At 68.6% G+C, this 23,264-nt stretch carries 24 protein-coding genes and 1 pseudogene; 14 read left to right on the top strand and 11 right to left on the bottom strand.

Annotated features, from left to right (window positions below; genetic code table 11):
- Positions 1–54 precede the first annotated feature (54 nt).
- From OHT21_RS25155 to OHT21_RS25190, 8 genes and pseudogenes are all read right to left on the bottom strand, one after another.
- A pseudogene (locus tag OHT21_RS25155) lies at positions 55–448 on the bottom strand (type VI secretion protein); the annotation flags it as partial.
- A gap of 25 nt (positions 449–473) precedes the next feature.
- Positions 474–1,898, bottom strand: coding sequence for an ATP-binding protein (locus OHT21_RS25160; protein WP_328770592.1), 1,425 nt, complete (start codon positions 1,896–1,898; stop codon positions 474–476).
- Between the two features lie 6 nt (positions 1,899–1,904).
- Entirely contained in the window at positions 1,905–3,470 is a 1,566-nt protein-coding gene (locus OHT21_RS25165) for an SCO6880 family protein (protein ID WP_328770593.1), read from the bottom strand.
- Positions 3,467–4,813, bottom strand: coding sequence for a hypothetical protein (locus OHT21_RS25170; RefSeq protein ID WP_328770594.1), 1,347 nt, complete (start codon positions 4,811–4,813; stop codon positions 3,467–3,469). The genes OHT21_RS25165 and OHT21_RS25170 overlap by 4 nt, the downstream gene beginning before the upstream one ends.
- Positions 4,803–5,645, bottom strand: a complete 843-nt coding sequence (locus OHT21_RS25175) for a hypothetical protein (protein WP_328770595.1) — start codon at positions 5,643–5,645, stop codon at positions 4,803–4,805. The genes OHT21_RS25170 and OHT21_RS25175 overlap by 11 nt, the downstream gene beginning before the upstream one ends.
- Before the next feature lie 189 nt (positions 5,646–5,834).
- Complete coding sequence (locus OHT21_RS25180; protein ID WP_033328619.1) at positions 5,835–6,143, bottom strand: hypothetical protein; 309 nt, start codon at positions 6,141–6,143, stop codon at positions 5,835–5,837.
- Positions 6,144–6,589: 446 nt separating this feature from the next.
- On the bottom strand, positions 6,590–7,396 hold the full coding sequence (locus OHT21_RS25185) for an SGNH/GDSL hydrolase family protein (RefSeq protein WP_328770596.1): 807 nt from the start codon (positions 7,394–7,396) through the stop codon (positions 6,590–6,592).
- A 395-nt stretch (positions 7,397–7,791) separates the two neighbouring features.
- Positions 7,792–8,736, bottom strand: a complete 945-nt coding sequence (locus OHT21_RS25190) for a helix-turn-helix domain-containing protein (protein WP_328770597.1) — start codon at positions 8,734–8,736, stop codon at positions 7,792–7,794.
- 117 nt (positions 8,737–8,853) lie between these two features.
- Between OHT21_RS25190 and OHT21_RS25195 the strand changes: the two genes are divergently transcribed.
- The 9 genes from OHT21_RS25195 to OHT21_RS25235 all read left to right on the top strand — a co-directional run bounded on the left by OHT21_RS25195 (position 8,854) and on the right by OHT21_RS25235 (position 18,121).
- On the top strand, positions 8,854–9,729 hold the full coding sequence (locus OHT21_RS25195; RefSeq protein ID WP_328770598.1) for a branched-chain amino acid ABC transporter permease: 876 nt from the start codon (positions 8,854–8,856) through the stop codon (positions 9,727–9,729).
- The gene (locus tag OHT21_RS25200; RefSeq protein WP_328770599.1) at positions 9,690–10,892 is read left to right on the top strand and encodes an ABC transporter substrate-binding protein; all 1,203 of its coding nucleotides are present in this window, start codon (positions 9,690–9,692) and stop codon (positions 10,890–10,892) included. The genes OHT21_RS25195 and OHT21_RS25200 overlap by 40 nt, the downstream gene beginning before the upstream one ends.
- Positions 10,893–11,077: 185 nt before the next feature.
- On the top strand, positions 11,078–12,730 hold the full coding sequence (locus OHT21_RS25205; protein ID WP_328770600.1) for a branched-chain amino acid ABC transporter ATP-binding protein/permease: 1,653 nt from the start codon (positions 11,078–11,080) through the stop codon (positions 12,728–12,730).
- Positions 12,727–13,413: an ABC transporter ATP-binding protein gene (locus tag OHT21_RS25210; RefSeq protein WP_328770601.1), complete on the top strand. Its 687-nt coding sequence runs from the start codon at positions 12,727–12,729 to the stop codon at positions 13,411–13,413. The genes OHT21_RS25205 and OHT21_RS25210 overlap by 4 nt, the downstream gene beginning before the upstream one ends.
- 71 nt (positions 13,414–13,484) lie before the next feature.
- The gene (locus OHT21_RS25215) at positions 13,485–14,894 is read left to right on the top strand and encodes an amidase (protein ID WP_328770602.1); all 1,410 of its coding nucleotides are present in this window, start codon (positions 13,485–13,487) and stop codon (positions 14,892–14,894) included.
- A gap of 77 nt (positions 14,895–14,971) precedes the next feature.
- A complete protein-coding gene (locus OHT21_RS25220) occupies positions 14,972–15,373 on the top strand; it encodes an ArsR/SmtB family transcription factor (protein WP_328770603.1) in 402 nt (133 codons plus the stop codon).
- A complete protein-coding gene (locus OHT21_RS25225; protein ID WP_328770604.1) occupies positions 15,370–16,020 on the top strand; it encodes an SRPBCC family protein in 651 nt (216 codons plus the stop codon). The genes OHT21_RS25220 and OHT21_RS25225 overlap by 4 nt, the downstream gene beginning before the upstream one ends.
- Positions 16,021–16,101: 81 nt before the next feature.
- Positions 16,102–17,388 carry an aminoglycoside phosphotransferase family protein gene (locus OHT21_RS25230; RefSeq protein WP_328770605.1) on the top strand — a complete coding sequence of 429 codons (1,287 nt, stop codon included), beginning with the start codon at positions 16,102–16,104 and terminating at the stop codon, positions 17,386–17,388.
- A 124-nt stretch (positions 17,389–17,512) separates the two neighbouring features.
- A complete protein-coding gene (locus OHT21_RS25235) occupies positions 17,513–18,121 on the top strand; it encodes a hypothetical protein (protein WP_328770606.1) in 609 nt (202 codons plus the stop codon).
- Positions 18,122–18,286: 165 nt separating this feature from the next.
- Here the strand turns inward: OHT21_RS25235 and OHT21_RS25240 are convergent, their stop codons facing one another.
- Positions 18,287–18,511, bottom strand: a complete 225-nt coding sequence (locus OHT21_RS25240; RefSeq protein ID WP_328770607.1) for a DUF2283 domain-containing protein — start codon at positions 18,509–18,511, stop codon at positions 18,287–18,289.
- A gap of 264 nt (positions 18,512–18,775) precedes the next feature.
- Here OHT21_RS25240 and OHT21_RS25245 point away from each other — a divergent pair, with 264 nt between their 5' ends.
- The 3 genes from OHT21_RS25245 (at position 18,776) to OHT21_RS25255 (ending at position 20,631) form a co-directional block, all read left to right on the top strand.
- Positions 18,776–19,171 (top strand): hypothetical protein, encoded by a 396-nt coding sequence (locus tag OHT21_RS25245; protein WP_328770608.1) that lies wholly within the window; start codon positions 18,776–18,778, stop codon positions 19,169–19,171.
- A 172-nt stretch (positions 19,172–19,343) separates the two neighbouring features.
- Positions 19,344–19,886, top strand: coding sequence for a GNAT family N-acetyltransferase (locus OHT21_RS25250; RefSeq protein WP_328770609.1), 543 nt, complete (start codon positions 19,344–19,346; stop codon positions 19,884–19,886).
- An 88-nt stretch (positions 19,887–19,974) separates the two neighbouring features.
- The gene (locus tag OHT21_RS25255) at positions 19,975–20,631 is read left to right on the top strand and encodes a hypothetical protein (protein ID WP_328770610.1); all 657 of its coding nucleotides are present in this window, start codon (positions 19,975–19,977) and stop codon (positions 20,629–20,631) included.
- A 152-nt stretch (positions 20,632–20,783) separates the two neighbouring features.
- On the opposite strand, the gene OHT21_RS25260 is transcribed toward OHT21_RS25255, so the two are convergent.
- On the bottom strand, positions 20,784–21,398 hold the full coding sequence (locus OHT21_RS25260; RefSeq protein WP_328770611.1) for a hypothetical protein: 615 nt from the start codon (positions 21,396–21,398) through the stop codon (positions 20,784–20,786).
- 686 nt (positions 21,399–22,084) lie between these two features.
- On the opposite strand from OHT21_RS25260, the gene OHT21_RS25265 reads away from it, so the two are divergent.
- Entirely contained in the window at positions 22,085–22,234 is a 150-nt protein-coding gene (locus OHT21_RS25265; protein ID WP_328770612.1) for a hypothetical protein, read from the top strand.
- A gap of 23 nt (positions 22,235–22,257) precedes the next feature.
- Positions 22,258–22,563 carry a hypothetical protein gene (locus OHT21_RS25270; RefSeq protein ID WP_328770613.1) on the top strand — a complete coding sequence of 102 codons (306 nt, stop codon included), beginning with the start codon at positions 22,258–22,260 and terminating at the stop codon, positions 22,561–22,563.
- Between the two features lie 50 nt (positions 22,564–22,613).
- Here OHT21_RS25270 and OHT21_RS25275 read toward each other — a convergent pair whose 3' ends face one another.
- Positions 22,614–23,210, bottom strand: coding sequence for a hypothetical protein (locus OHT21_RS25275; protein ID WP_328770614.1), 597 nt, complete (start codon positions 23,208–23,210; stop codon positions 22,614–22,616).
- Between the last annotated feature and the right edge of the window lie 54 nt (positions 23,211–23,264).

A 23,264-nucleotide genomic window follows, 5' to 3' on the forward strand; every position in this document is an offset into this window, starting at 1 on the left:
CGCCCGACCCAGCCGTCGCCGTGTCCCCCGGCCCGAACTCCGAGCCGTACGCCGCAGCCTTACGCCGACGCGACCTCCCCGCCCGCCACCTAGCCACCGTCCCCATCACGAACACCGTCAGCACGACCAGCACCATCAGCTGGCCGATGAACAGCCCCCAGAACAGGCCGTACCCCGTCAGCTGGCTCGCCGGAGTGTCCGGCCAGGCGCCTGCCACGTCGTGGGGGTGCTGGACCAGGTGGCGCATGGCCAGGGGCGTACGGGCGAAGGTGACCTTCGATGGCCAGGAGCCGTGGTCGAACACGGCCGCCAGGCCTGTTGCCGACCACACCAGCAACGTCATGCCCAGGAGGAAGGCGAGCACCCCGATCAGCAGGCCGTCGGGGACGCCTCCTTCGGACCGTTCGCCGCGTTCGTGAGACCGGTGTCGGTCGTCGTACGGACTCATCTTGCCCCCACCGCTCTCACCCTGCTTACGCCACTGTGGACTCGGACGAGTCGTCGAGGTCGCTGAGGTGTTGCTCCATGAAGGCCGCCGCTCGTTCTTCCGCCTCGAGCTCGGCGGCTCGTAGGGCGTCGTCGGAGAGGTCGGGGGTGGAGGACTCGGTCATGGCGCGGTCGGTGAAGACGAGGGGGCGTTCCATCTCGGTGATCAGGTGTTTGACCACCTGGACGTTGCCGTTGACGTCCCAGACCGCGATGCCGGGCGAGAGGGTGGGGATGATCTCCACCGCCCAGCGCGGGAGGCCCAGGACCCGGCCCGTCGCTCTCGCCTCGTCCGCCTTCTGGGCGTAGATCGTCCGCGTCGACGCCATCTTCAGGATGGCTGCCGCCTCCTTCGCTGCCGCTCCGTCCACCACGTCGGACAGGTGGTGCACCACTGCCACGAAAGACAGACCCAGCCGGCGCCCGAACTTCAGCAGTCGCTGGAAGAGCTGGGCCACGAACGGGCTGTTGATGATGTGCCAGGCCTCCTCGACGAGGAAGATGCGCTTCTTCCGGTCGGGGCGGATCCAGGTGTGCTCCAGCCATACGCCGACGATGGCCATCAGGATCGGCATGGCGATGGAGTTGCGATCGATGTGGGACAGGTCGAAGACGATGAGGGGGGCGTCGAGGTCGATGCCGACCGTCGTCGGGCCGTCGAACATTCCGCGCAGATCGCCGTCGACCAGGCGGTCGAGGACCAGCGCCACGTCCAGGCCCCAGGCTCGTACGTCGTCCAGAGCGACGTTCATCGCCTCGGCCGACTCCGGCTCGGGGTGGCGCAGTTGCTCGACGATGTCGGTGAGGACCGGCTGGCGGTTGGTGATCGTCTCGTTGACGTAGGCGTGCGCGACCTTCAGGGCGAAGCCGGAGCGTTCGTCGAGGCCGTGGCCCATCGCGACCTCGATGATCGTGCGGAGCAGGGCCAGCTGGCCTGTCGTGGTGATCGACGGGTCGAGCGGGTTGAGGCGGATTCCCATGTCCAGGGCCGCTGTCGGGTCGAGGCGGATGGGAGTTATACCCAGCTCCTGGGCGATGAGGTTCCATTCGCCCACCCCGTCCTCACCCTGCGCGTCGAGCACGACGACCTGGCGGTCGCGGAACCTCAACTGCCGTAGTACGTACGTCTTCTCCAGGGCCGACTTGCCGTTGCCGGACTCGCCGAGCACCAGCCAGTGCGGTGCCGGGAGCTGCTGTCCGTACAGCTGGAAGGGGTCGTAGATGTAGCCCTTCCCGGAGTACACCTCGCGGCCGATGATGACGCCGGAGTCGCCGAGGCCGGGCGCGGCGGTCGGGAGGTAGACCGCCTGGGCCTGCCCCGTCGACGTGCGCACCGGCAGCCGGGTCGTCTCGACCTTGCCGAACAGGAACGACGTGAAGGCTTCCGTGACGGCGGACAGCGGATCCCGCATGAAGTCCTACCTCCGGATGCCGGTCGCGAACGGGAGTGTGTTGACGAAGGCGCGGTGGTGCTCGCGGTCGCACCACTCGAGTTTCAGATACGACTTGCCGGCCGAGGCACGGATCGTCCGTTTGTCGCGGGCGAGCGCCTCGGGGGTACGGGAGGAGACGGTGATGTAGCCGACGAGGTTGACGCCGGCCGCGCCGCTCGCGAGGTCCTCGCCGCGCTGGTCCAGGCGGCTGTGCGAGGCGATGTCGCGGGGGTCGACGGTCCGGTTCATCTTGGCCTGGCGGCTGGCCTCCGCCTCGTCGTTCGTCTTCTCGGTCAGCATCCGCTCGATGGCGACCTCGGTGGGTTCGAGGTCCATCGTGACGGCCACCGTGCGGATTACGTCCGGGGTGTGGACGAGCAGCGGGGCGAGGAAGTTGACGCCCACCGGGGTCATCGGCCACTCCTTCACCCAGGCCGTGGCGTGGCACCAGGGGGCGCGGGTGGAGGACTCGCGGGTCTTCGCCTGGAGGTACGTCGGCTCCATGGCGTCCAGCTCGGCCGGCCAGGCGTTGCGTTTCGTCATCGCCTGGATGTGGTCGATGGGGTGGTCGGGGTCGTACATGGAGTGGACGAGGGATGCCAGGCGGCCCTGTCCGAGTGGCTGGCGTACGCGGATGTCGGCTTCCTGCAGGCGCGAGCAGATGTCCGTCAGCTCGCGCGCCATCACGACCGCGAGCCCCGCGTCCTTGTCCAGCTTCTTGCCGCCCTGGCCGCGGGCGGCGCGGGCCATCGCGTGGGCCTCGGCGGCGAGTTCGCGCGAGTAGTGCATACAGGCGACCAGGTAGGCGCGGTGCTGCTCGCTGCTGGTGGACACCATGGACTGGAGCTGGTCGTACGACTGCTGCAGCCAGCCGGGGGCGCGGTCGTCGCCTCGTACGGCGACGTCCTTGGCGTGTGCGTCCGGGTCGGCGGGAAGGGTGCGGGCGAGCATCTGGAGGCGGGTGACGAAGCCGTCGCCGTTCGCCACGTGCTTCAGCAGCACCCCGAAGCGGTCGACGAGGGCTTCCTGGTCCTCGGAGTCGCGCAGGCCGACGCCCGGGCCCTCGATCTCGATCGCGGCCGTGACGGTCTTCCGGTCGGCGTGCAGCAGGACGGCGATCTCGTCGGGGCCGAAGGGCGCCGCCAGCCACGTGATGCGTCCGATTCCGGGTGGCGGGCCGATCTCGACCTCGCGGCCGTCGATGTGGGTGCCGGCCTCCATGACGTTGCTGCGGTACGTGGTGCCGTTGCGCAGCGTCCGCTTATAACTGCGGTTGATCTCGAACCACTTGTAGAACGTGCGGCGCTTGTACGGCACGTACACCGCGGCCAGTGCCACCATCGGGAAGCCCACGAGCAGGACGATGCGCAGGGAGAGGACGGGGACGAGCAGGCCGCACATCATGCCGAGGAACGCGCCCACGATGATCAGCGCGATCTCGCCGGTCTCGCGGTTCTTCCCGACGATCGCGTTCGGCCGGGCGCGGCCGATCAGATATGTACGGCGGGGCGTGACCGGATGGGACACGGACACGTGGGACTCGGTCGTCAACGCCCTTCACCTCCCGAGCGGTTGGTACTACTGCTGCTGTTACGTGTGCCGGCATGGGGGGTGTTCGCCGGGCTGTTGCGCGGCGGGGGTGCTGCGGCTGGTACGGATCCGCCTCCTCCATTGGAGGACGGGCGCGTGCTGTGGGCGGCGACTCCGCCGGAGGCCGGGTTGGAGGGGCGGGGGCTGCTTTGGTTGCCGCCCTGGTTGCCGCCGCCGTTGTTGTCGGCGCGGGTGCTGTGGGTCTTGATGCCCTGGGCGACGAGGGTGGCCGGGGAGCTGATGACGGCCGCGGCCTTGCCTTCGGCGCCCTGCATGATGCGGTTGTTGCGGGAGTTGGCGATCTCGTCGCCGAAGCCCGGCACGAAGCGGTAGATCATCGCGCTGGCGAAGATGGCCAGCAGGATGATGGAGAGGCCGGAGACGACGGCGGAGAATGCGTCCGGTCCGTCCTCGGCGGACAGGGCGCCCGCGAGGCCGAGCACGATCACGATCACCGGCTTCACCAGGATCACCGCGATCATGATGCCCGCCCAGCGGCGGACGTGGCCCCACAGGTTCTTGTCGACGAGGCCCGCGTATACGACGGTCCCGAGCAGCGCGCCCACGTAGAGGAGGGCGGCTCGGATGACCAGCTCCAGCCACAGGACGCCCGCGGCGAGGATGGACACCAGGGAGACGACGATCAGCATGATCGGGCCGCCGCCGATGTCCTCGCCCTTCTCCAGGGCGCCGGAGAAGTTGCCGAAGAAGGTGTCCGTCTGGTTGCCGGTCGACTGGGCCAGGACTTCTGATACGCCGTCGGTTGCCGACACGACCGTGTAGAGGATCAGCGGCGTGAAGGCCGAGGCCAGCACGGTCAGCCAGAGGAAGCCGATCGCCTCCGAGATGGCCGTGGTGAGCGGCACGCCTCGTACGGCCCGCTTGGCGACCGCGAGCAGCCAGAGGACGAGGGTGAGGATCGTCGAGGCCGCGAAGACGACGGCGTACTGCTGGAGGAACTTGGGGTTCGTGAAGTCGACGCCGGCTGTTTCTTTGACGGCTTCGCTGAGCTTGTCGATGGTCCAGGAGGCGGCGTCGGCGCAGCCTTTGGCCAGGGAGGAGAGGGGGTCGAGGGTGGAGGTGGGGTCGGTTAGGGAGGGGCTGCCTCCGGGGCTGCTGTTGTCGCCGGGATCGCTCTCGCAGATCCTCTTGGCCTCGCCGGAGAGGAGGCCGCAGTTGTTGTCGGACGGCGTGGGCGTAGGCGTGGGGGCCGCTACAGCCCGCGTGGCCAGCAGGACGACGACGGTTTGTACGGCTGCGAGGGTTGCCGTGCCCTTGAGCACGCGGTGTGGGCTACCGGGCATACGTGAACCCTCCGTACTCTTCGACGGCCTTGGTCATGTCATCGGCCGTTGACGCGGTTTGGTCGCGTCCGACGGGGACCGGCCCGTCCTTCTGCTTGTAGTCGATGACCTTCCAGTCGTCGCCGACCCACTTCAGCTCGTACGTCGTCGTGTACCAGCTCTCGGTGACGGGGTTCCTGGAGCCGTCCCCGGAGAGGCCGAAAAGCGACGTGTACCAGACCTCGACGGAGGCGCTCTCGGCGCCGGCGGACTTGGCTTTGGTGCCGACCGGAATGATGCGCGAGACGAAGGTCTGGCCTCGCGGTGCGTCACCGTTCTTGTCCAGGCCGATGTTGGTCAGGAACTTCTCGCTGGAGTACGCCTTGTCGATGCTGGTCTGACGCTCGGCGGCGACGTCAGGGGCGTACACCGCCTCGACGATCTCGCGCCGCCGGTCAGCGTCGAACATCTCGGCGGAGCCCAACGCCACCGCATAGTTCGCCGCCGCCGACTCCGCCCCCTGCCCATCCTGCGCGAACCCCGAAGGAATCCCCCCGGCCTTCGTCTTAACGGGCTGCTCCCCGGACGCGGCCGTAGGCGCCGCCTCCGCTCTCTCCCCGCCTTCGTCCGACGAACCGGAATCGCCGCCGCCACGGTTCGCGAAGGCGATGGCCGCGATCAGGAGGACCACCACGCCCACCACCGTGATGAGGCTGCGGGAGGACGAACGGCCGCCGCGGCGTGCGCCGCCGTAGACGTCGCCGGCGCTGTCGGGGTAGCGCGTACGGGTCTGGCCGGAGCCCCCGTATCCGCCGTTGTCGCCGCGCGAACCGTGCTCGTCGCCGAGACTCATGCCGCGTACGCCCCTTCAACCTCGTGCTGGACCGCGTAGTCGTAGTACGACGGTAGCCGCGCTGCTTCCTTCGCGGGCGCGGTGTGGTGACTCGACATCAGGGAAACGCAACCTCAGCCGGTGGGCACGTCGGACGGGTGGGTTGGAGGGAACCGGGCGCACCCGGCCGGGTCAACGGGCCGGGCGGGCCTACACGGCCATTCCGTACACGATGGTGAACAGCGTGCCCAGTGAGCCGATGATGAAGACTCCGGTGAGACCCGCGATGATGAGGCCCTTGCCCTGTTCCGCACTGAAGGTGTCGCGCAGGGCCGTCGCGCCGATACGCTGCTTGGCCGCGCCCCAGATCGCGATGCCGAGGCAGAGCAGGATGGCGACCGCCATCACGACTTCGATCATCACTCGGGCTTCGTTGCCCAAGTCGCCGAACGGGCCCCAGTCCGGGGCGATTCCGCCGATGATCGTGGTGATGTCGCCCTCTTCGGCTGCGAAGAACATGTAAGTCACCGCCCCTTGTGGGTAGTTCCGTATCCCCTGCCTCCGCGCAGAGGTCAGGCATCATTGTCGCCGACGATGACGCTGTCGTATGTCGACTTGGCGTCATTGATTGGCGGGTTTCGTACGTACGGCTTGCCGCCGGCCCTCGGGAACCCGTGCGGTGCGTGGGACGGTATGCAAGTAGTAGTACAGTCACTCTGTGTATCACGGCAGGTCACGCCGGGCAATGAAGTACTTCCGGAACCTGCTGTGTGGTTCCGTCGTCGACCCCCTCTACGCGACGGCCGACTACTCCGCCCCGCCTTCGTGAGTCCGCTCACGTCCCATGTGCGCCGGTCCGTCGAGACGATGCCCTCTGGGTCGTTGCGTCTCCTGGTGTGTAGACGCCGCCCGTTCCGGCTTCGCGAAGGCTATCTCGATGTGGCGGTGGGGGAGCTGTCGGGGTGTCAGGAGTGGGGCTCCGGGGCAGGGTCTGCGGTCCGGGTCGTCCACGGTGTCAGGTCGGGGCGTTTGGCCGTACGTCCGTCTCCCGAGGAGCGGCCCCTCAGGCGCCGCCAGAGCCATGGGCCCAGGAAGCCCAGCGCCCAGCGTGTGTCGGCGGTCAGGGTGCGCAGGGCGGGGACGGGGGCGAGCGGTGGCAGCGGGGCGTACCAGTCCTCGTGGCCCGGCAGGCCGAGGGTGTGGGCCATGCCCTCGGCGATGCGGGTGTGGCCGAGTGGGCTTGCGTGGATGCGGTCCTGGCTCCAGAGGCGGGGGTCGGTGGTGACGGGGTGTGGGAACACGTCCAGGACGGCGACTCCGTGGCGCTCCGCGGCTGCGCGCAGGCGGGAGTTGAGGTCGAGGACTCGGGGCAGTGCGCGGCGCGTGAGCGGGGAGAGCTTGCCCATGTCGGGGTACGTGACGGTGGCCACCTGGGCGCCTGCCTCGGTGAGTCTCGCGAACATCTCCTCTATGTCTGCCATGACTCGGTCGGCGTTGAAGCTGGGGCGCAGTACGTCGTTCATGCCGGCCACCACGGTTGCCAGGTCCGGCTTGAGCGCCAGGGCTGGGGCGAGCTGTTCCGCCTTGATCTCGGCGGTCACTTTTCCGCGTACGGCGAGATTGGCGTACGTGAGGTCTGGCTGGCCTTCCGCCAGGAATTCTGCGAGGCGGTCTGCCCAGCCTCGGTACCCGATTGCCTCGTCGCCGTCGCCGATGCCCTCGGTTTGGCTGTCGCCGATGGCTACGTATCTCGTGTACGGGTGCGTGGTCATGGAGTTGAGCCTGGGGCTCGGGTTTGGCTGGCGTCAATGTGGCGTTCGCTGTGCGGTTCGCTGGTGGGGGGTTCTTTCCCCAGTCCCGCCCCTTCCCGAAACTGGGGCTGCGCCCCAGACCCCCGCCAGGGGGTGGTGGGTGACACTGCGTGTCGCGGCTGCGGGTTTGATGTGGCTTGTCGCGCCCACGCGGCGGAGCCGCAAATAGATACAGCCTCGCGCCCCTAAACGGGCGTCGCTGCTGGTCGCTCCCCCACTCTCGGCTGCTCCCCCACTCTCGGCTTCGCTCGAGCGGGGGGACCCCCATGAGCGGGGGGACCCCCATCGCGGCGGATCCGCAAATGTCACAGCCCCGCGCCCCTGGAAAAGCAAAGCCTGCGACTTTCCCGCGTCCCTTACGGGGCGTACCCGCCGGGAAGTGACCGGCGGCGGAACTCCCGTGGGGAGAGGCCGAATTCGCTTTTGAAGACTCTGCCGAAGTAACTCGGGTCGGTGATGCCCCAGCGGGCCGCCACGGCGTACGCCGGGACATCGGCCAGGGCGGGGTCGGCCAGGTCCTGGCGGATGCGGCTCAGGCGCCGTTGCCGGATGTGGTCGCCGAGTGTCTCCCCTCGATGCTGGAACAGGGCGTGCAAGGAGCGGACCGAGATGTGGTGGGCGGCGGCGATCCGGGCGGGCGAGAGTTCTTCGGTCAGGTGCCGGTCGATGTGTTCCAGGACGCGCAGCAGCCGGTGCGCGTGCGCAGGGGGCGTGTGCCGGCCTGCGTACTCGCGGACGAGGGTCCGGAGAACGCCGGTCACGTGCTCGCCCATCTCCCCTTTCGACAGCGGTCCGAGGCGATGACCGCGGTCGGCGAGTTCGACGAGCATTGAGGAGAGGATCCGGCCGCCGGGGGAAGACGTGAGCTCCTGGGCGACCATCGCGTCGGGGGTCTGCTGCAGGAGCGTGCTCGTGCCCGGGTCGAGTCTCATCAGGAACCAGCGGTAGTCGCGACCGAGGTCGAGACGGAACCGACGCCCGCCGCCGTAGAGGACGAAGTCGCCCGGGGACAGGGCGCATTGGCGGCCGTTCTGTTCGATCGTCACCTCTCCGGCCAGAAGCACCCCGACCAGGGAGTCGATTCCCACAGGGGAGACCGACGCGTGCGGCACGACCTGCGCCCGCTGCTCGCCGGCGATGTCACACGTGGTGATCGCGCCGAACCGCTCCGCCCGCAGCTCGGCGGCCCAGGGCGTCGCCGTCTTGACCAGTACGGCGTCGGACGCCCTGGCGCGGTCGTTGGACACGGTGTCCAGGTAGCCGAAGACGAGGGTGCCGTCCGTCCGGGCTTCGAGAGGCATCGGTTCCTCCTCTGCACTCCAGCACCAGAAGCGTGCGCTCTGGTGACAGCACGGCGGCGGGAATTGGCCGATAGTCCCACTCATCCCCGGTCCGCGGAAGTGGAAGGACGTCACCACGTGGACGTACTCCTGGCCATCCTCACGCTCTTCGGCCTCTACGGGCTCACCACCCTCGGCATGGCCGTGATCTTCGCGGCGACCCGGGTGGTGAACCTCGCGCAGGGCGACCTCATCATGGTGGGCGCCTACACGGCGGCGGTCCTCACGGGCCCGGCGTTCGGCTGGCGCGTGACCCTCGCCCTGGTGGCGAGTGCACCGCTGTTGTTGCTGATCGAACGGCTGCTGCTGCGGCGTCCCCTCGCGGACGGGCTGGCGACCATGCTCGTGACCTGGGGTGTCGGCATGGCGTTGCGGCAGGCGGCGGAGCTGTGGTTCACCTCCACCTCCCGGTCGGTCGATGCGCCGGTCGGCGGCACGGTGACGGTCCTGGGCACGCCCTATCCGGCGTACCGGCTGGTGTGCGGCCTGATCGCGGTCGCGGTCATCGGGCTGGTGCTGCTCGCCGCCTACCGTACGGACTGGGGCCTGACCCTGCGCGCGGTGGCCGACAACCCGGCCATGGCGGCGCTGCTGGGCACCGACCCGCGCCGGCTGCGCACCATCGCGTTCATCGTCGGCGGGCTGCTGGCCGTGCTGGCGGGAGCGCTGTACAGCCCGCTCCTCGCGGTGAATCCGACCATGGGCTTCGGCCTGCTGGTCCCCGTCTTCTTCGGTCTGCTGCTCAGCCGCCCCGGCGCGCTCGGGACGGCGGCGGGTGCCGCCCTGGCCATCGCCACGCTGTCGGTGCTGCTGCGCACCTGGCTGACCGACGTGCTGGCCGAGGTCTTCTTCTACCTGATCGTCGTCGCGGTCGCGGCGCTGCGCTCGCGTCCCTGGATTCGGAGGTACATGTCATGGCTCACACGCGTTCGCGTGCCGGCACGGGCATCCTGACCGCCGCCGCTCTGCTGGCGGTGACCGGCTGCGGCGGCTCGGCGATCTCGGACACCGGAAGCGACGGGGACGGACCCTTGAAGGTCGGCCTGATCGTGCCGCTCACCGGGCCCGTCTCCTCGACCGGCAAGGCCCTGCGCAACGCCTTCGAACTGGGCGTCGAGAAGGTCAACGAGGACGGTGGCGTGAACGGCGCGAACGTCGAGTTCGTCGTCGTCGACGACGGGGGCGACCCGGCCACGTCCACCCAGCTGGCTCGCAGACTCGTCCAGCGGGAAAAGGTGTCGATGCTGTTCGGCACGATCACCGGGGACACGGCCGAGGCCGTGACCAAGGTCGCCGATGACGCGAAGGTCCCGTTCGGGACGGCGATCCTCGGCGACACCGGGCAGTGCCATCCCTACGCGTGGGGGTTCGGCGAGAGCACGCGCCAGCTGCTCACCCCGACCATCCCCGCGCTGCTGGAGAAGTACGGGAAGAGGGTCGCCGTCGTCGGCTCCGACTACAACTTCCCGCACTACTACCTGCGCGTCGCCAAGGAGCAGGTGAAACGCGCCGGCGGCTCGGTCGTCGGCGAGGAGTTCAGCCCGATCGGGCAGACCGACTGGCAGCCGGTGATCAAGCGGCTCAAGGCCGCGAAGCCGGATGTGCTGCTGGCCATGGTCGTCGGTTCCGACGCGGTGTCGTTCAGCCAGCAGGCCAAGCAGTTCGGTCTGCTCAGCCCGCAACTCGGCTACGACGGCGCTCCGTTGGACAGCGACTACTACCCCGCCCTCAACGCCTTGGTGAACGGCCGTACGCACACCGTGCGCTGGACCGACCGGCTGGACGACCCGGACAGCCGCGCCTTCGTGGCCGACTACCGGAAGGCGTACAAGTTCAAAGGCCCGATGCCCGAGGTGGCGGGCAACGCGTACTTCGGCATCCAGTTCTTCCTGGGCGCCGCCGAGAAGGCCGAGAGCGCCGACGGTGAGGCGATCAACACCGAGATCGGGCGGCTGACCTTCGACTCGCCGCTCGGCGAGAACACCCGCTTCTCGGCGGCCAATCACATCCTGCAGGCAGACATGTTCCAGGCGACGATCAAGCCGGGTGGAGCGTACGAGGTCAGCCGTGAGCTCGGTCGTGTCGCCGACACCACACCCATGCCGGGGTGCTCATGATCAGCCCTGGCCATGACACCGACGGGCGCGGCGACGAGCAGGTCAAGGTGCTGTCGGCATCGTCCGCGCGCGGTGTACGCCGTCGGCTCCCGGCCGCGCCTCTCGGACGTAGCACCCGAGTCGGACGTAGCACCCGAGTCGGACGTAGCACCCGAGTCGGACGTAGCGCCCGAGTGGGGCCGGCGGTGCGCTTCGCGCTGCTGCTCGTGCTGCTGGCGGCGGCTCCGTTCGGGCTGAGCGCCTTCGCGGTGGCCACCCTGACGCTGGGCTTGTGCAACGGGCTGTTCGCTTACGGCCTGGACCTTTCCTGGGGGCGGGCGGGGCTGCTCAGCGTGGGTCACGCGTCCTTCTTCGGGCTCGGTGCCTACGCCGTCGCGCTCAGCCAGGAGCACGGCTGGCCGCTTGCCGTCCTGCTGGCGGCGGCTTTGGCGGCGGCCGTGGGCATCGCGGTGCTGGTGGTCCGGATCGGGCTGGCGTCCCGTGTGCCCGACGCGCCGCTCATCCTGCTGACGATCGGAGTGGGCCTGCTGCTCCAGCACGCGGCGAACAGCCTCACGGATCTGACCGGCGGGACCAACGGGCTGTCGGTGAGCGGCCGGGGAGTGGTCTCCGCCTACTACCTGACGCTCGTGGTGGTGGCCGCCGTGGTGGCCGTCACCAGCGTGACGGTGGTCCGCAGCCGGTTCGGCGCGCGGTTGATCGCCGCGTCCCGCAACCCCGAGCGCGCCGCCCAGGCCGGCATCGACCCGGTGCGCGTGCGGACCGGGGCGTTCGCCGTCGGGGCGGCCGTGTCGGCGGTCGCGGGCGCCTTGTACGCGCCCGCCGCCGGGCTGGTGTCACCGCAGGTCTTCGGGCTCGCCCTGTCGACCAGCGTGCTGGTCTGGCTCGCACTGGGCGGACGGGAGTCGACCGTGGGCCCGTTCCTCGGCGCCATCCTGATCACGGCGGGCGCTCAGATGCTCGGCAGTACGTGGCAGGGCTGGTACGTCCTCGCGCTCGCCGCCCTGTTCGTTCTGGTCGTACAGGTAGCCCCGGCGGGTCTGGCGGGGCTGGCCCGCCCATGGGCACGCGGCCCGGCGGTGAAGCTGCCCCCGGCTGCGGCGGCGCCACGGCACCGTGCTGACGACACGGCCCGCGGGGGAGCCGCCCTCGCGCTGACGGGCATCCGCAAGTCCTTCGGCCCGGTGGACGTGCTGTGCGGCGTGGACCTCACGGTCGAGGACGGCCGAACCGTCTGCCTGATCGGCCCCAACGGCGCGGGCAAGAGCACCCTGCTCGCCGTCGTCGCGGGCCAACTCGCCCCCGACGCGGGCGAGGTGCGGATCTTCGGCGCGGACGCCACCGCGCTCCCGGTCCAGGACCGCGTACGCCTGGGGGTGGGCCGGATGTTCCAGATCCCCAGCGTCCTGACGGCACTGTCTCCGGCCGACAACATCCGGCTGGCCCGCCTGGACGCGCCACGGCATGTCGAGCTGCCCGCCGAGTACGACGACCTGGCCGGCGACGAGACCCGTGAGGCCGGGGCCCTGCCGCTGGCCGACCGGCGCCGGCTGGAGCTGGCCATGGTGCTGGCCGGAGCGCCCCGGCTGATGCTGCTCGACGAACCCGCGGCCGGGCTCGGACCCGACGACGCCCGCGCGCTCGTCCACGAGCTGAAGCAGGTCTCCCGGCGTACGGGATGCGCACTGGTCGTCGTCGAACACGACATGGCGATCGTCCGGGAGCTGGCCGACGACGTCGTGGTCCTGCACGAGGGTCAGGTGATCGCCCATGGGTCGATGGACGAGATCGCCGCCGACCCGGCGGTGCGTCAGGCCTACCTGGGGGTGAGCCGATGATGCTGGAACTGGAGGGACTTGGCGGCGGGTACGGTCAGGCCGCCGTCGTCCGCGATGTGACCCTGCGGGTCGCCGAGGGCGAGCGGATCGCCCTGCTGGGACGCAACGGCACCGGCAAGACCACCCTGCTGCGCACCGTCTTCGGGCTGGCCGACCGGCAGGGCGGCGAGGTGCGTCTGGCGGGACGCCCCGTGCCGAGCGGCCGCCCCGACCTGCTCGCGCGCCGGGGCGCCGCACTGATGCCCGAGGACCGGGGAGTGTTCCCCACCCTCACCGTCGCGGAGAACCTCCGCCTGGCCACGCGCCGGGGCTTCGTCCCCGCGGTCGATCCCCACGAGATCTTCCCCCTGCTGACCGAACGCCGTCGGCAGCCCGCCGGAACGCTGTCCGGCGGGCAGAAACAGCAGCTCGGCATCGCCCGGTCGATCCTGTCCGGGCAGTCGCTGATCGTCGTGGACGAGCTCACCCAGGGTCTGCAGCCGTCGTTCGTCCAGCAGGTCCTGGAGGCGATGACCCGTATCGCCGCCACCGGAGTGGCAGTGGTGATGGTCGACCAGCATGCCGGGCTCCTTCTCGAGCGCTGCGACCGCGCGATCGTCATGCAGACGGGCCGGGTCGTCTTCGACGGCACGAGCAGCACGGACAACCGCGAGGAGCTCGACCGGCTGCTCGCCGTCGCCTGACTCCCTGCCCGCCACTTCTCCGCCACCCCCTTCCCTCAACTCCCCCCAAATGGCTACAGGTTGGAGCCCCCATGGACCCGTTCGACTCCGCCGTGCGTCTGGCAGAGGCGGTACGCGAGCGCGAGCTGAGCCCTGTCGAGATCGCCGACACCTATCTGGAGCGCATCGAGCGGTTCGATCGTGAGATCGGAGCGTTCGTCTGGCGCAACGACGAGGAGGTCCGCGAGGCCGCGCTGAAGGCCGAGCGGGCGGTGATGGAGGGCGGGGGACTGCCCGCCTTCCACGGGGTGCCCATACCCATCAAGGACGTGAACCTGGTCGCCGGGCAGCCCGCCACGTTCGGCAGCCTTGGGTGTGACGACACGCCTCGCACGGTCACCGACCCGGTCGTGACGAGGTTCCTGGACGCCGGCTTCCTGCTGATGGGCAGGACGAGCACCCCGGACATGGGCATGCTGACGGCTGCGGAGAGTTCCCGCTACGGCATCACCCGCAACCCCTGGAACACCGAGTACTCGCCGGGAGGATCGAGCGGCGGTGCCGCGGCGGCCGTCGCCGCGGGGCTCGCGCCCGTCGCCCACGCCAACGACGGCGGAGGCTCGATCCGTATGCCCTCCTCGTGCTGCGGGCTGGTCGGGCTCAAGCCGAGCCGCGGCCGGGTACCGCAGTACCTGGCGGCCTGGGAGCACGCCGCGGTCGAGGGAGCGATCACCCGGACGGTGCAGGACGCGGCGGCACTGCTGGATGTCATGAGCGTGCCGGACAACCTGGTCATGTACGGCGCGCCCGCGCCGGAGCGGCCGTTCTCCGAGGAAGTGGGGCGGGAGTCCGTACCGCTGCGGGTGGGCCTGCTGCTGGAGGCGCCCACCGGAGTTCCGGTGGACCCGGTGTGCGTGGCGGCGGCCGAGCGGACCGGAAAGCTACTGGAGTCGCTCGGCCACGCGGTCTTCCCGGTGTCGCCACGCTTCTTCAGCGAGGAGACGGGCCTCGGGTACGCGCAGACCGTCCTGGACGCGGCACTGTGGACCGCGCCCTACGACCGGCCGGAGCTGGCCGAACCGCATCTGCGGTTCCGGATGGAGCGAGCCAAGACGCGCCACGCGGGCGAGTACACACGGATGGCCGCGCTTCTGCAGCAGGAGGCCGTGGAGGTCCGGGCCCAGTGGGGCCGCGACTTCGACGTGCTGCTCACCCCGACCCTGGCCTGCCCGCCCCCGCCGGCCGGAGCCTGCCTGGCCGAGGCCACCGCCGATCCCGGCGGGTTCCGGATGACCGAGAACCAGATGATCTCGTTCACCTCCGTCTGCAACATCACCGGCCTGCCCGCCATCTCACTGCCGGTCCACACCTCGCCCGACGGTCTGCCCATCGGCAGCCAGCTGATCGGCGGTCCCTGGGACGAGGCGACACTCCTGCGGCTGGCCTCCGCCCTTGAAGAGCCGGCCGACTGGACCGTGCGCCGTCCGCCGGGCTTCGAGTGACCTTGGCCTGGTCCGAGTAGTACGCCACCTTTCCTCAGCCCACGCTTATATAAGTGGGCAGTGATACAGTGCTCCGTATGCACGCGTTCGATGTGCTCGGAGATCCCGTGCGGCGGCGGATTCTTGAGCTTCTCGCCGAGGGGGAGATGAGCTCGGGGGAAGTCAGCGAGGTCATCCGGCGGGAGTTCGGGATATCGCAGCCTGGGGTCTCGCAGCATCTCAAGGTGCTGCGGGAGAACGGGTTCGCCACCGTGCGGCCGGAAGGCACCCGGCGGCTCTATGCCGTGAACTCGGAGCCGCTGCGTGACATCGACGCGTGGCTGGACCGTTTCCGGCGGTTCTGGACCCCGCCGCTCGAGGCCCTGGCCACCGAACTCGCCCGGGGCAAGCGCGAGCGGCGGCTCCGCGAAGCCGGCGGGGACGGGGGCGGGGACGGGGGCGCAGAAGACCAAGTACCTCCTCCAAGGAGCAAGCCATGATCGACGTCACCCAGCAGATCAATGCCGTACGGCGCCAGGTCGGCAAGCGCGTGTTCAAGGCCGGCGAGGCGCGCGTCGTGACCATCAGCCAGACGTACGACTCGGACATCGAGGACGTCTGGGACGCTTGTACCAACGCCGAACGCATCCCGCGCTGGCTCATGCCCGTCTCCGGCGATCTGAGACTGGGCGGCCAGTACCAGCTGCACGGCAACGCGCACGGCACGATCGAGCGCTGCGACCCGCCCAAGGGCTTCGCCGCCACGTGGGAGTTCGAGCAGAGCGTCACCTGGATCGAGCTGCGGCTCACGCCGGAGGCGGAGGGCCGGACGCGCTTCGAGGTCGACCACATCGCCCATGTCGACGACGACACGAAGTGGCCGGAGTACGGGCCCGGCGCGGTCGGTGTCGGCTGGGACCTGATGGTCATGGGCCTGTATCTGCATCTGTCCTCCGGTCGCCCTGTGGATCACCAGGCGGCGGAGGCCTGGGTCATGTCCGATGAGGGCAAGCGCTTCGTCGAGCTGAGCAGCGAGGGCTGGTACGAGGCGAACGTTGCCTCCGGCGAGGACCCGGCTACGGCTCGGGCGGCTGCGGACGCGACGACTGCCGCGTACACCGGGGCGGAGGCGCCGCCGGAGGCCTGATGCGGAGAGGGCGGCGGTAGATGAAAGAACCTTCATCCAAGGCGCGGGGGCGATTCATCAAGGGCGGGCACCGTCGTACGCATGTCTCTGCCTCTGCCTCTGCCTGTACCTTCTGAGCAGTCTTCTCTGCCGCTGCCTTCGGCGTCCGAGTCCGTGCCCGAGGCGGGCGGTGCCTCCGACGGCGTACCGGATCTGCGTCTGCTGACCGGTCCCGACGCCGGTGAGTTGTTGGCGGCGGCCCTGGAGCCGGCCGGTCGGCAGTTGCTGTCCTGGCGCGTCGAGAACGTCGACCATCAGCCCGGTGACAGTTCTACCGCTGTGTATCGGGTGCAGGTCCGGGGGCCCGACGGGCGAACCGATGAAGAGAGGATCGGTGCCCGTGTCGGGCGTCTGCCGCGCGGGGCGACGGTGTTGGAGGACGGGGCCAACCGGGTCGCGGTGTGGCGTTTCCCGTACGACCCGTGGCTGCCCGCTCTTCCTTCGGCCTGTGATTCGGGGGCGCTCGCGCGGTTGCTGGAGGACGTCGGTTGTGGGGGTGGTCCGGTTCGGTATCGGGTGCGTGCGTACCGGCCCGGTCGTCGTGCCGTCGTCGAGGTGACCGGTTCGTACGGGCGGCTGTTCATCAAGGTCGTACGTCCGAGTCGTGTCGATGCCCTGCATCGGCGGCATCGTCTGCTCACCGACGCCGGTGTGCCCGCACCGGCCAGCCTCGGCTTCACGCCGGACGGGCTGGTCGTACTGCAGGCTCTGCCCGGCCGGACCTTGCGGGAGGTGCTGCGTGAGGGCGGTGGCGGTGGCAGGGGCGGGGGCCGCGCGCCGTCCGCGCAGGCGGTCCTCGGCCTGCTCGACCGGCTGCCGCCCGAACTGGCTTCGGGGACGCCCCGGCCCTCGTGGGCTGCCAAGGCTCCGCATTACGCGGCTGTTATCGGGGCTGCGGTGCCTGAACTGGCCGCTCGGGCGAGGGAGTTGGCGGAGGAGGTGGCGGTGGGCGTCGGCTCCGGGCCCGTAGTCACCGTGCACGGGGATCTGTACGAGAGTCAACTCCTTGTGGACGGCGGCCGGATCAGCGGGCTGCTGGACGTGGACACCGCGGGGCCCGGTGAACGTGTCGATGACCTGGGCTGTCTCCTCGGGCATCTGTCCGTTCTCGCACAGATCGACCGGGAGCGCGCCGATGCCATCAATCGGTTGGGCGCCGCTTATCTGACGGCGTTTGCGGGACTTGTGGACCCCGTCGAGCTGCGGCGTCGTACCGCTGCCGTGGTGTTGTCGCTTGCCACCGGTCCGCATCGGGTGCAGGAGGCGGGGTGGCAGGCGGCTACGCGCGCCCGGCTGGATATGGCTATGCGCTGGCTGCATCCCGGATGAGGGGTCTTTCACGTTGGGATGAGGGGTCTTTCACGGGCGCCCCATGAAGGCTTCATGGCCGGGGCCGAACTTGGAAGCAGAGCCCGAACCGCTCCGGAGCGGGCACCCAGGAAGGAACCACATCATGCGCATCACTCGACCGTGGCGCATAGCCGTTGCCGGTGTCGGCGCCACCGCAGTACTCGCCGGACTGGGCGGCGCGGCGGCAGCCACCGACCGCGGCATCGACCTGCACGACAAGTCCGACGCAGTGAATGTCAGCACGCAGCTCGGCGACGATGACGGCCGTGACGATGATGGTCGTGGGGACGACGGCCGCGACGATGACGGCCGCGATGATGACGGCCGTGGAGACGACGCCGACGACTCGTCGGGTTCCGCGGATTCGTCGGCCGGGTCTCCGGCTTCCCGCGACGGCTCGCCGGAGTCTGCGGACAGCCCGCTGGCCTCGCCGTTCGACTCGGCGGACTCGCCCAACGCGCCTGGCGGCGGGGCGGACTCGGGCAACAGCCCGGCGGGTTCCTCGGCTGACAGCCCGTTGGCCGCCTCCGGTGACAGCCCGAACGCGCCCGTGAAGCCCGCCGCGCCGAAGCCGGTTGCGGACGACTCGGCCGACTCGCCTGCCGCTCCGGCACCGGGGAGCGCCGACTCGGGCAACAGCGCCGCCAGTGCGGCCAGCGCCTCCTCCGCGAACTCTGCCCGTTCAGCCGGCTCGGCGGATTCCGCGGACTGATCCTGATCCTTCCGCACTCCCTCCCCTCTACCGCGGGCCCGGACGCGACGGCGACAGAGCCGTTCCGCCCGGGCCCATTGCCATGCGTACGTGCCTGACTGTGAGCAACGGCCCCAACAGCCCCCGCCGACGGTGGGCCTGACGTGGTCCCCCGCTCGCGCGGCATCAGCCCGCAGAGGAGGACTGCTCCAGCAGTTCAGCCGGCAGCGCACTGCGGGCACCGATCAGCTCGATGCCGAGCAGACGCCCTTCTGCGTCCACGTCGAGGATCACGTCTGCGTCCGCACCGATCCCGTCGACGACGACTTGCCGGGCGGCGGCACCGTCCGCGATGTGCGCGACGAGATAGACGTAAGCGGTGTCGTTCTCGCGGTCGTACGTGATGTGCATGGATCGCCTCTCGGGGAACGGGCTCAGTTGCGGCCGAAGTGGCCACGCCGACGACGACGCGCTCTCCGCGAATGCCCCTTTCCTCGTCGCGTAGGGATGCTGTTGGCGAATCCCGGCGGCAGTGCGAGCGCATCGCCCGACGCTCCCGGACTCTCGGTATGCAGTCGCGGGAATGTGACAGTCTGCCGCCCGTCTGTCACATTCCCGCGAGAGGCCCCCTGGCCGGAGAGGATTCGCCAACAGCAACCCTCGTAACGTAGGGCCATGGCTGCAGAGGAAGTTGGGAGCGAGGTCCGGTTCAAGTCGTCCCGCACCTTCCGAATGTGGCGTTACGGAGTGGGCCACTCCCAGTTGCTGCTACGTGCGACCCCGGGCGGGGCTGAGCCCCGCTGCGTCGACCTGCACTTTGAGGGCGTTGCTGCTGTCCAGCTCGGGATCCGGTACGTCGCCCCCGAAGTGCTGCTCGCTACAGAGCGCGAGCGCGCGGAACTGGAGGCATTGGCTCAGTCAGGTGCAGGCGTACGCCACATCGCCCTCGCCTTGCGAACCGAGGCCGGCGCCGGGCTCGTGCTGTGCAGAAGAGTCCGTGCCCTGCTAGGCGGCACGGATCCCTTCGGGGAGGTCGAGGGCGGCGAGGTGCTGTGGAGTTATCGCGTCTGATCCGTACGCCGTATGCTCCGCTTTCTGTGCGTCCGTGAACGAGGTGTTGCTCCACACCGTCAGGCGTATGGAGGAGGCAGGGAGTGCGCAGGCCGGGATGCTGTTCTTCGACGTACCCGGCGTGGTGAGCACAGCGCCTGACGCGTGATGCCCTCGAGGCGATACTGGCCTTATGACTCCAGCGAACCGCCCGGGCACAGTTCACTTACGTGCGTTCACCGAGGGCGACCTCGACTTCCTCGATCGGCTCTGCACGGATCCCGATGCGCTCGGCGAGTTCGAGTGGCCCGGATTCGGTGATCCGAGGGCACGCCGTAAGCGGTGGGAGAGTGACGGGTACATCTCCGCCGAGTCCGCGGCGGTTGCGATCGTGCGGGCCGACGACACGGTTATCGGCATCGCCAGCTGGAAGCGCGGCGGATCCCCGTTGGGTGTCACCTACGAGATCGGCGCGGCGGTGCTGCCCGAGCATCGAGGGCAGGGGGTGGGCACGGCGGCGCAGAAGCAACTCGTGGACTACCTGTTGGACCACACGACTGCGAACCGAATCGAAGCCCTCACAAATGGCGGCAACTTCGGCGAGCAGAAGGTGCTCGAACGCGTGGGGTTCCGTCAGGAAGGAGTCATGCGCGGCAGATCCTTCCAGCATGGCGAATACGTCGATGTGCTTGTCTACGGCCTGCTCCGCTCAGAACACCGTCCCGGAACCCCATGAGCATTCTCAGGGCCTACTCAAAGTCAGCTGGGAAAGGCTCACGGGGAGCGAAGATGATCTTGCAGCGCATGTCCTGGAGGGTGGAACAGTGGGCCTGCGGCGTCATCTCAAGAAGCTGCTCAACAAAGTCGAGCAAGACGATCAGAGCATCACGGAATTCACACTTCCCGGTTTCGCAGAACCCGAGTTGCACTACACCACAGACATCCCGTGGCCGTCGATGTGGGCCTTTGCAAGGTTCGCCTACATCTCCGAGCAGTACGGATATCGCTACGGCGGACTGAATCCTGACCTGGTCGGCACAGGCAGACCCTTCTTCATCTTCCGTCGCCTACCTGACGCGCGGCTTCGCGCGGAACAGGCGCATGCCCGGTTCCCCAAGGCTCTGAGCGGTGGCCAACTGCCCGGGATGCGCCCATGGCCATTTCCGGTCCTGTCACAGCCGGAGGTGCGGCGTGAAGTGAAGCTGCTGCATGCCCGGATCAGAGTCGACTACTTCAGCGTGCTGGGAAGGCAGCGCCTGAAGCCATGGTTCATCGCCATCGGGGTGGTGAGCCTGGCCCTCATCGTGGTGAACGGTCAGTTCAACTCCGCAGGAGTGCTGTTCGCCGCGGGCGCCGCAGTGACCTTGAGCGCGTTGCTCGTCACGTCCAGGATGCTCATGCGCCGTCGGCTCATGGCGTACCAGAGGATGCTCGACCGGGCCGGTATCACCTGGCGTCCCGGCTGTCAGCCGGATAACTGAAGCAGCGCGAACCCCAGGCCGTCCGAGCCTTGCGTCGGAGGCGGCCTGGACCGGGAGCGCCGGGGTGGACTGTCGCGAAAGCCGGTACTGGAGGCCGGTGAGCCGCCGACTCAGGCGGTGGGCGGCAAAGGGCCGGGACGACGGGCGGTGGGTCAGTGCTGTGGGGAATTGTCCCCCGGCACGCCCCGGCTGGCAGCCTCCAGGATCTGCGAGTACTTGGCGTACCTTCGGCGGGCCATTCGCATGCCCAGGAAGTACAGGCCGAAGACTGCCAGCCACACGCAGGCCCCAACCGTCATGCTCTTCGCGGTGAAACCGACCTTGGCAAGGGCGATGACTATAAGGACCGGTGCGATGAAGAGGAAGGGCAGCGTGCGCTTTCTCTGGACGTCACCGCTGAGGTCGACCTCGATGCGCGCGCGGAGAAGATCGACGGCGGGCCGGGTTTCCGGAAGTGGCCGCAGTCCGCTCGCCACGGGCTTCATGCCGGGCGTGGGCCCGCCGCGCGCAGCCGAGGGGTACTGTGCCCGGGTTGCCGCGGCGCGCTCACGCGCTTTGGGGCTGGAATCCCTGCGGAAGAGGAACACGGGACGGGCGCTGCCCGACAAGGTGAGTTCGAGACCGGCGTACAGGTAACCGTACTGCTCGGCAATGTAGGCGTACGCCGCAAACTTCCGCTTGGAGTTCCAAGGGGTCTGGAACGTGAAGGTCTCAGCGCCGCGCTCGTCTTCACGGAGCAGAGACCTGATGTGCCGCTCGACGCCCATTTCGCCTCCCCTTGGCCCGGGGCGTGACTCACTTCTGGCACCGCACTGCCCATCATCCTGGCGTCCATGATCGCATCGCAGATACCGTCCGTCGCAGCAGCCCCTCAGCGTCGGATGAACCAACGGGGCAAAGGATGAAGGGGGATGAGGCGGTGTCGTTCTTGAGATTCGCAGGCGCCGAGGTCAGGGAGATGTCGAGGAAACTCGAGACCGGCGACGGTCACATGAAGAGCGCATCCAAAAAGATGTCGGCAGCCGACGCCACCCGGATCGGGCACAGCGAGCTACAAACCGCCTGCGACGACTCTCTCCCGACACCTCGCGGCGTAAGTTCGCGGCCTTCGCCTATAACGCCGAGCAGTTCGGCTATCGGTACGACGGTCTGGCCCCGGGCATGTCGCCGAGCATGAGGCTTCCACTCACTCCGGTTCGCTGGGCCATGAACCTCAGTCGGCCGAACTGCCCCGGCGTGCAAGCGGGACGACGCATTGCACCAGCCAAGAGCTCGGTGGTGCCGCGTACCTGAGGCCATTCAACGGGAGCCTGGTGGCCGCCATTTGATGGTCTTTTGGGCGCTTTGAGGTCGATACGGAGCTGCCGGCGACGTCATTCGCTCTGGTGTGACCAGTGCCGCATCGATAGCGTTACTTCGCTCATGTCAACCCTCGCCCCACCGGGAGTCGTCAGTGAACCGCCGCCCCAACCTGCTCGCAGCGATCACGCTGACCGCCGCTGCGGCTTTGACGCGTGCCGCTGAGGAACAGCCGCTTCCCAACGGCGAGTTCGGTGCCGAGCAGGACGTGATCGTGCAGGAGATCCAGGCCATCAATCGCTAAACAGCACGCGGGGGAAAGTTCGCATGTCGTTCCTGAGGTTCTTCTCCGACGAAGTGAAGGAGATGGCTCGCACCCTGGAGAACAGCGGTGGCCGTATGAAGGAGGCGTCGAAGGAGATGGCGCGGGCGGACTCCAGCCAGGTCGGCCACGAAGGCCTTCAGTCCGCGTGCGACGACTTCGCCGAATCCTGGGACTACGGCTTCGGTCAGCTCTCCAAGCTGACGAAGGGCGTTTCCAAATTCGCCAACAAGGCTTCAGAGGAGTTCCTCAAGCTGGACCAGAAGCTATACGACGAATTGAAGAAGTCCGCAGAGAAGGAAAAGCAGTGAGTTTGGCCCGCTATATTAAGTGACCCGAAGTCAAGTTTTCACCGTATTCCTCAGGCGGCCCGTCTTGGGGGCCACTCCACGCCCGCTGCGGTTAGGCGGGCCAGGTGCTTGGTGCGCCGGTGGCGAGTTACGGCAAGGCCCACGAGGTACAGAGCGAAGAATACGAGCCAAATCCCTCCCGCGATGAGTACGCGTTCGACCGTGTAGCCAGGGAAGGCGAGGAAGATCGCCATGACAACTGGAAGAAGGAGGACATTACTCAAGACTCGTGGGTTATACCTACCGCACGCATCGACGACCATCCGGGAATACAGCAGATCCACTTCAGGTCGAGCTGTTGGATCTGGGCTGAGCCCATGGCCTGGCCGCATCCCGGGGAGCGCGCCGCCGCGCATCAGATCTGGATAGTCAGCCATGGTGGCAGCAACACGCTGTCGAGCATCGGATGTGCGCTGGAAGAGAAAATACGGATTATTCAGAGCGGCGCCTCCCGGCATGTGGCCCATATAGCGATATCCAAGTCTTTCTGCGACATACGCGAAGGCGGCAAATTTTTTCATTCCTGGGAAGTGGGGCCTTATCGAATGCTCATTCTTCTCCTCCGAAACAGCCTTCATCAGTTCGTTCAGCAGATGCCGCTCATCCACGACCCTTCCTCCTTCGACCACTGAGAGATGAGGGTGCCCATAGTGCCATCCACG

The sequence above is a fragment of the Streptomyces sp. NBC_00286 genome, assembly GCF_036173125.1.
In the GTDB taxonomy this organism is placed as follows: Bacteria; Actinomycetota; Actinomycetes; order Streptomycetales; family Streptomycetaceae; genus Streptomyces.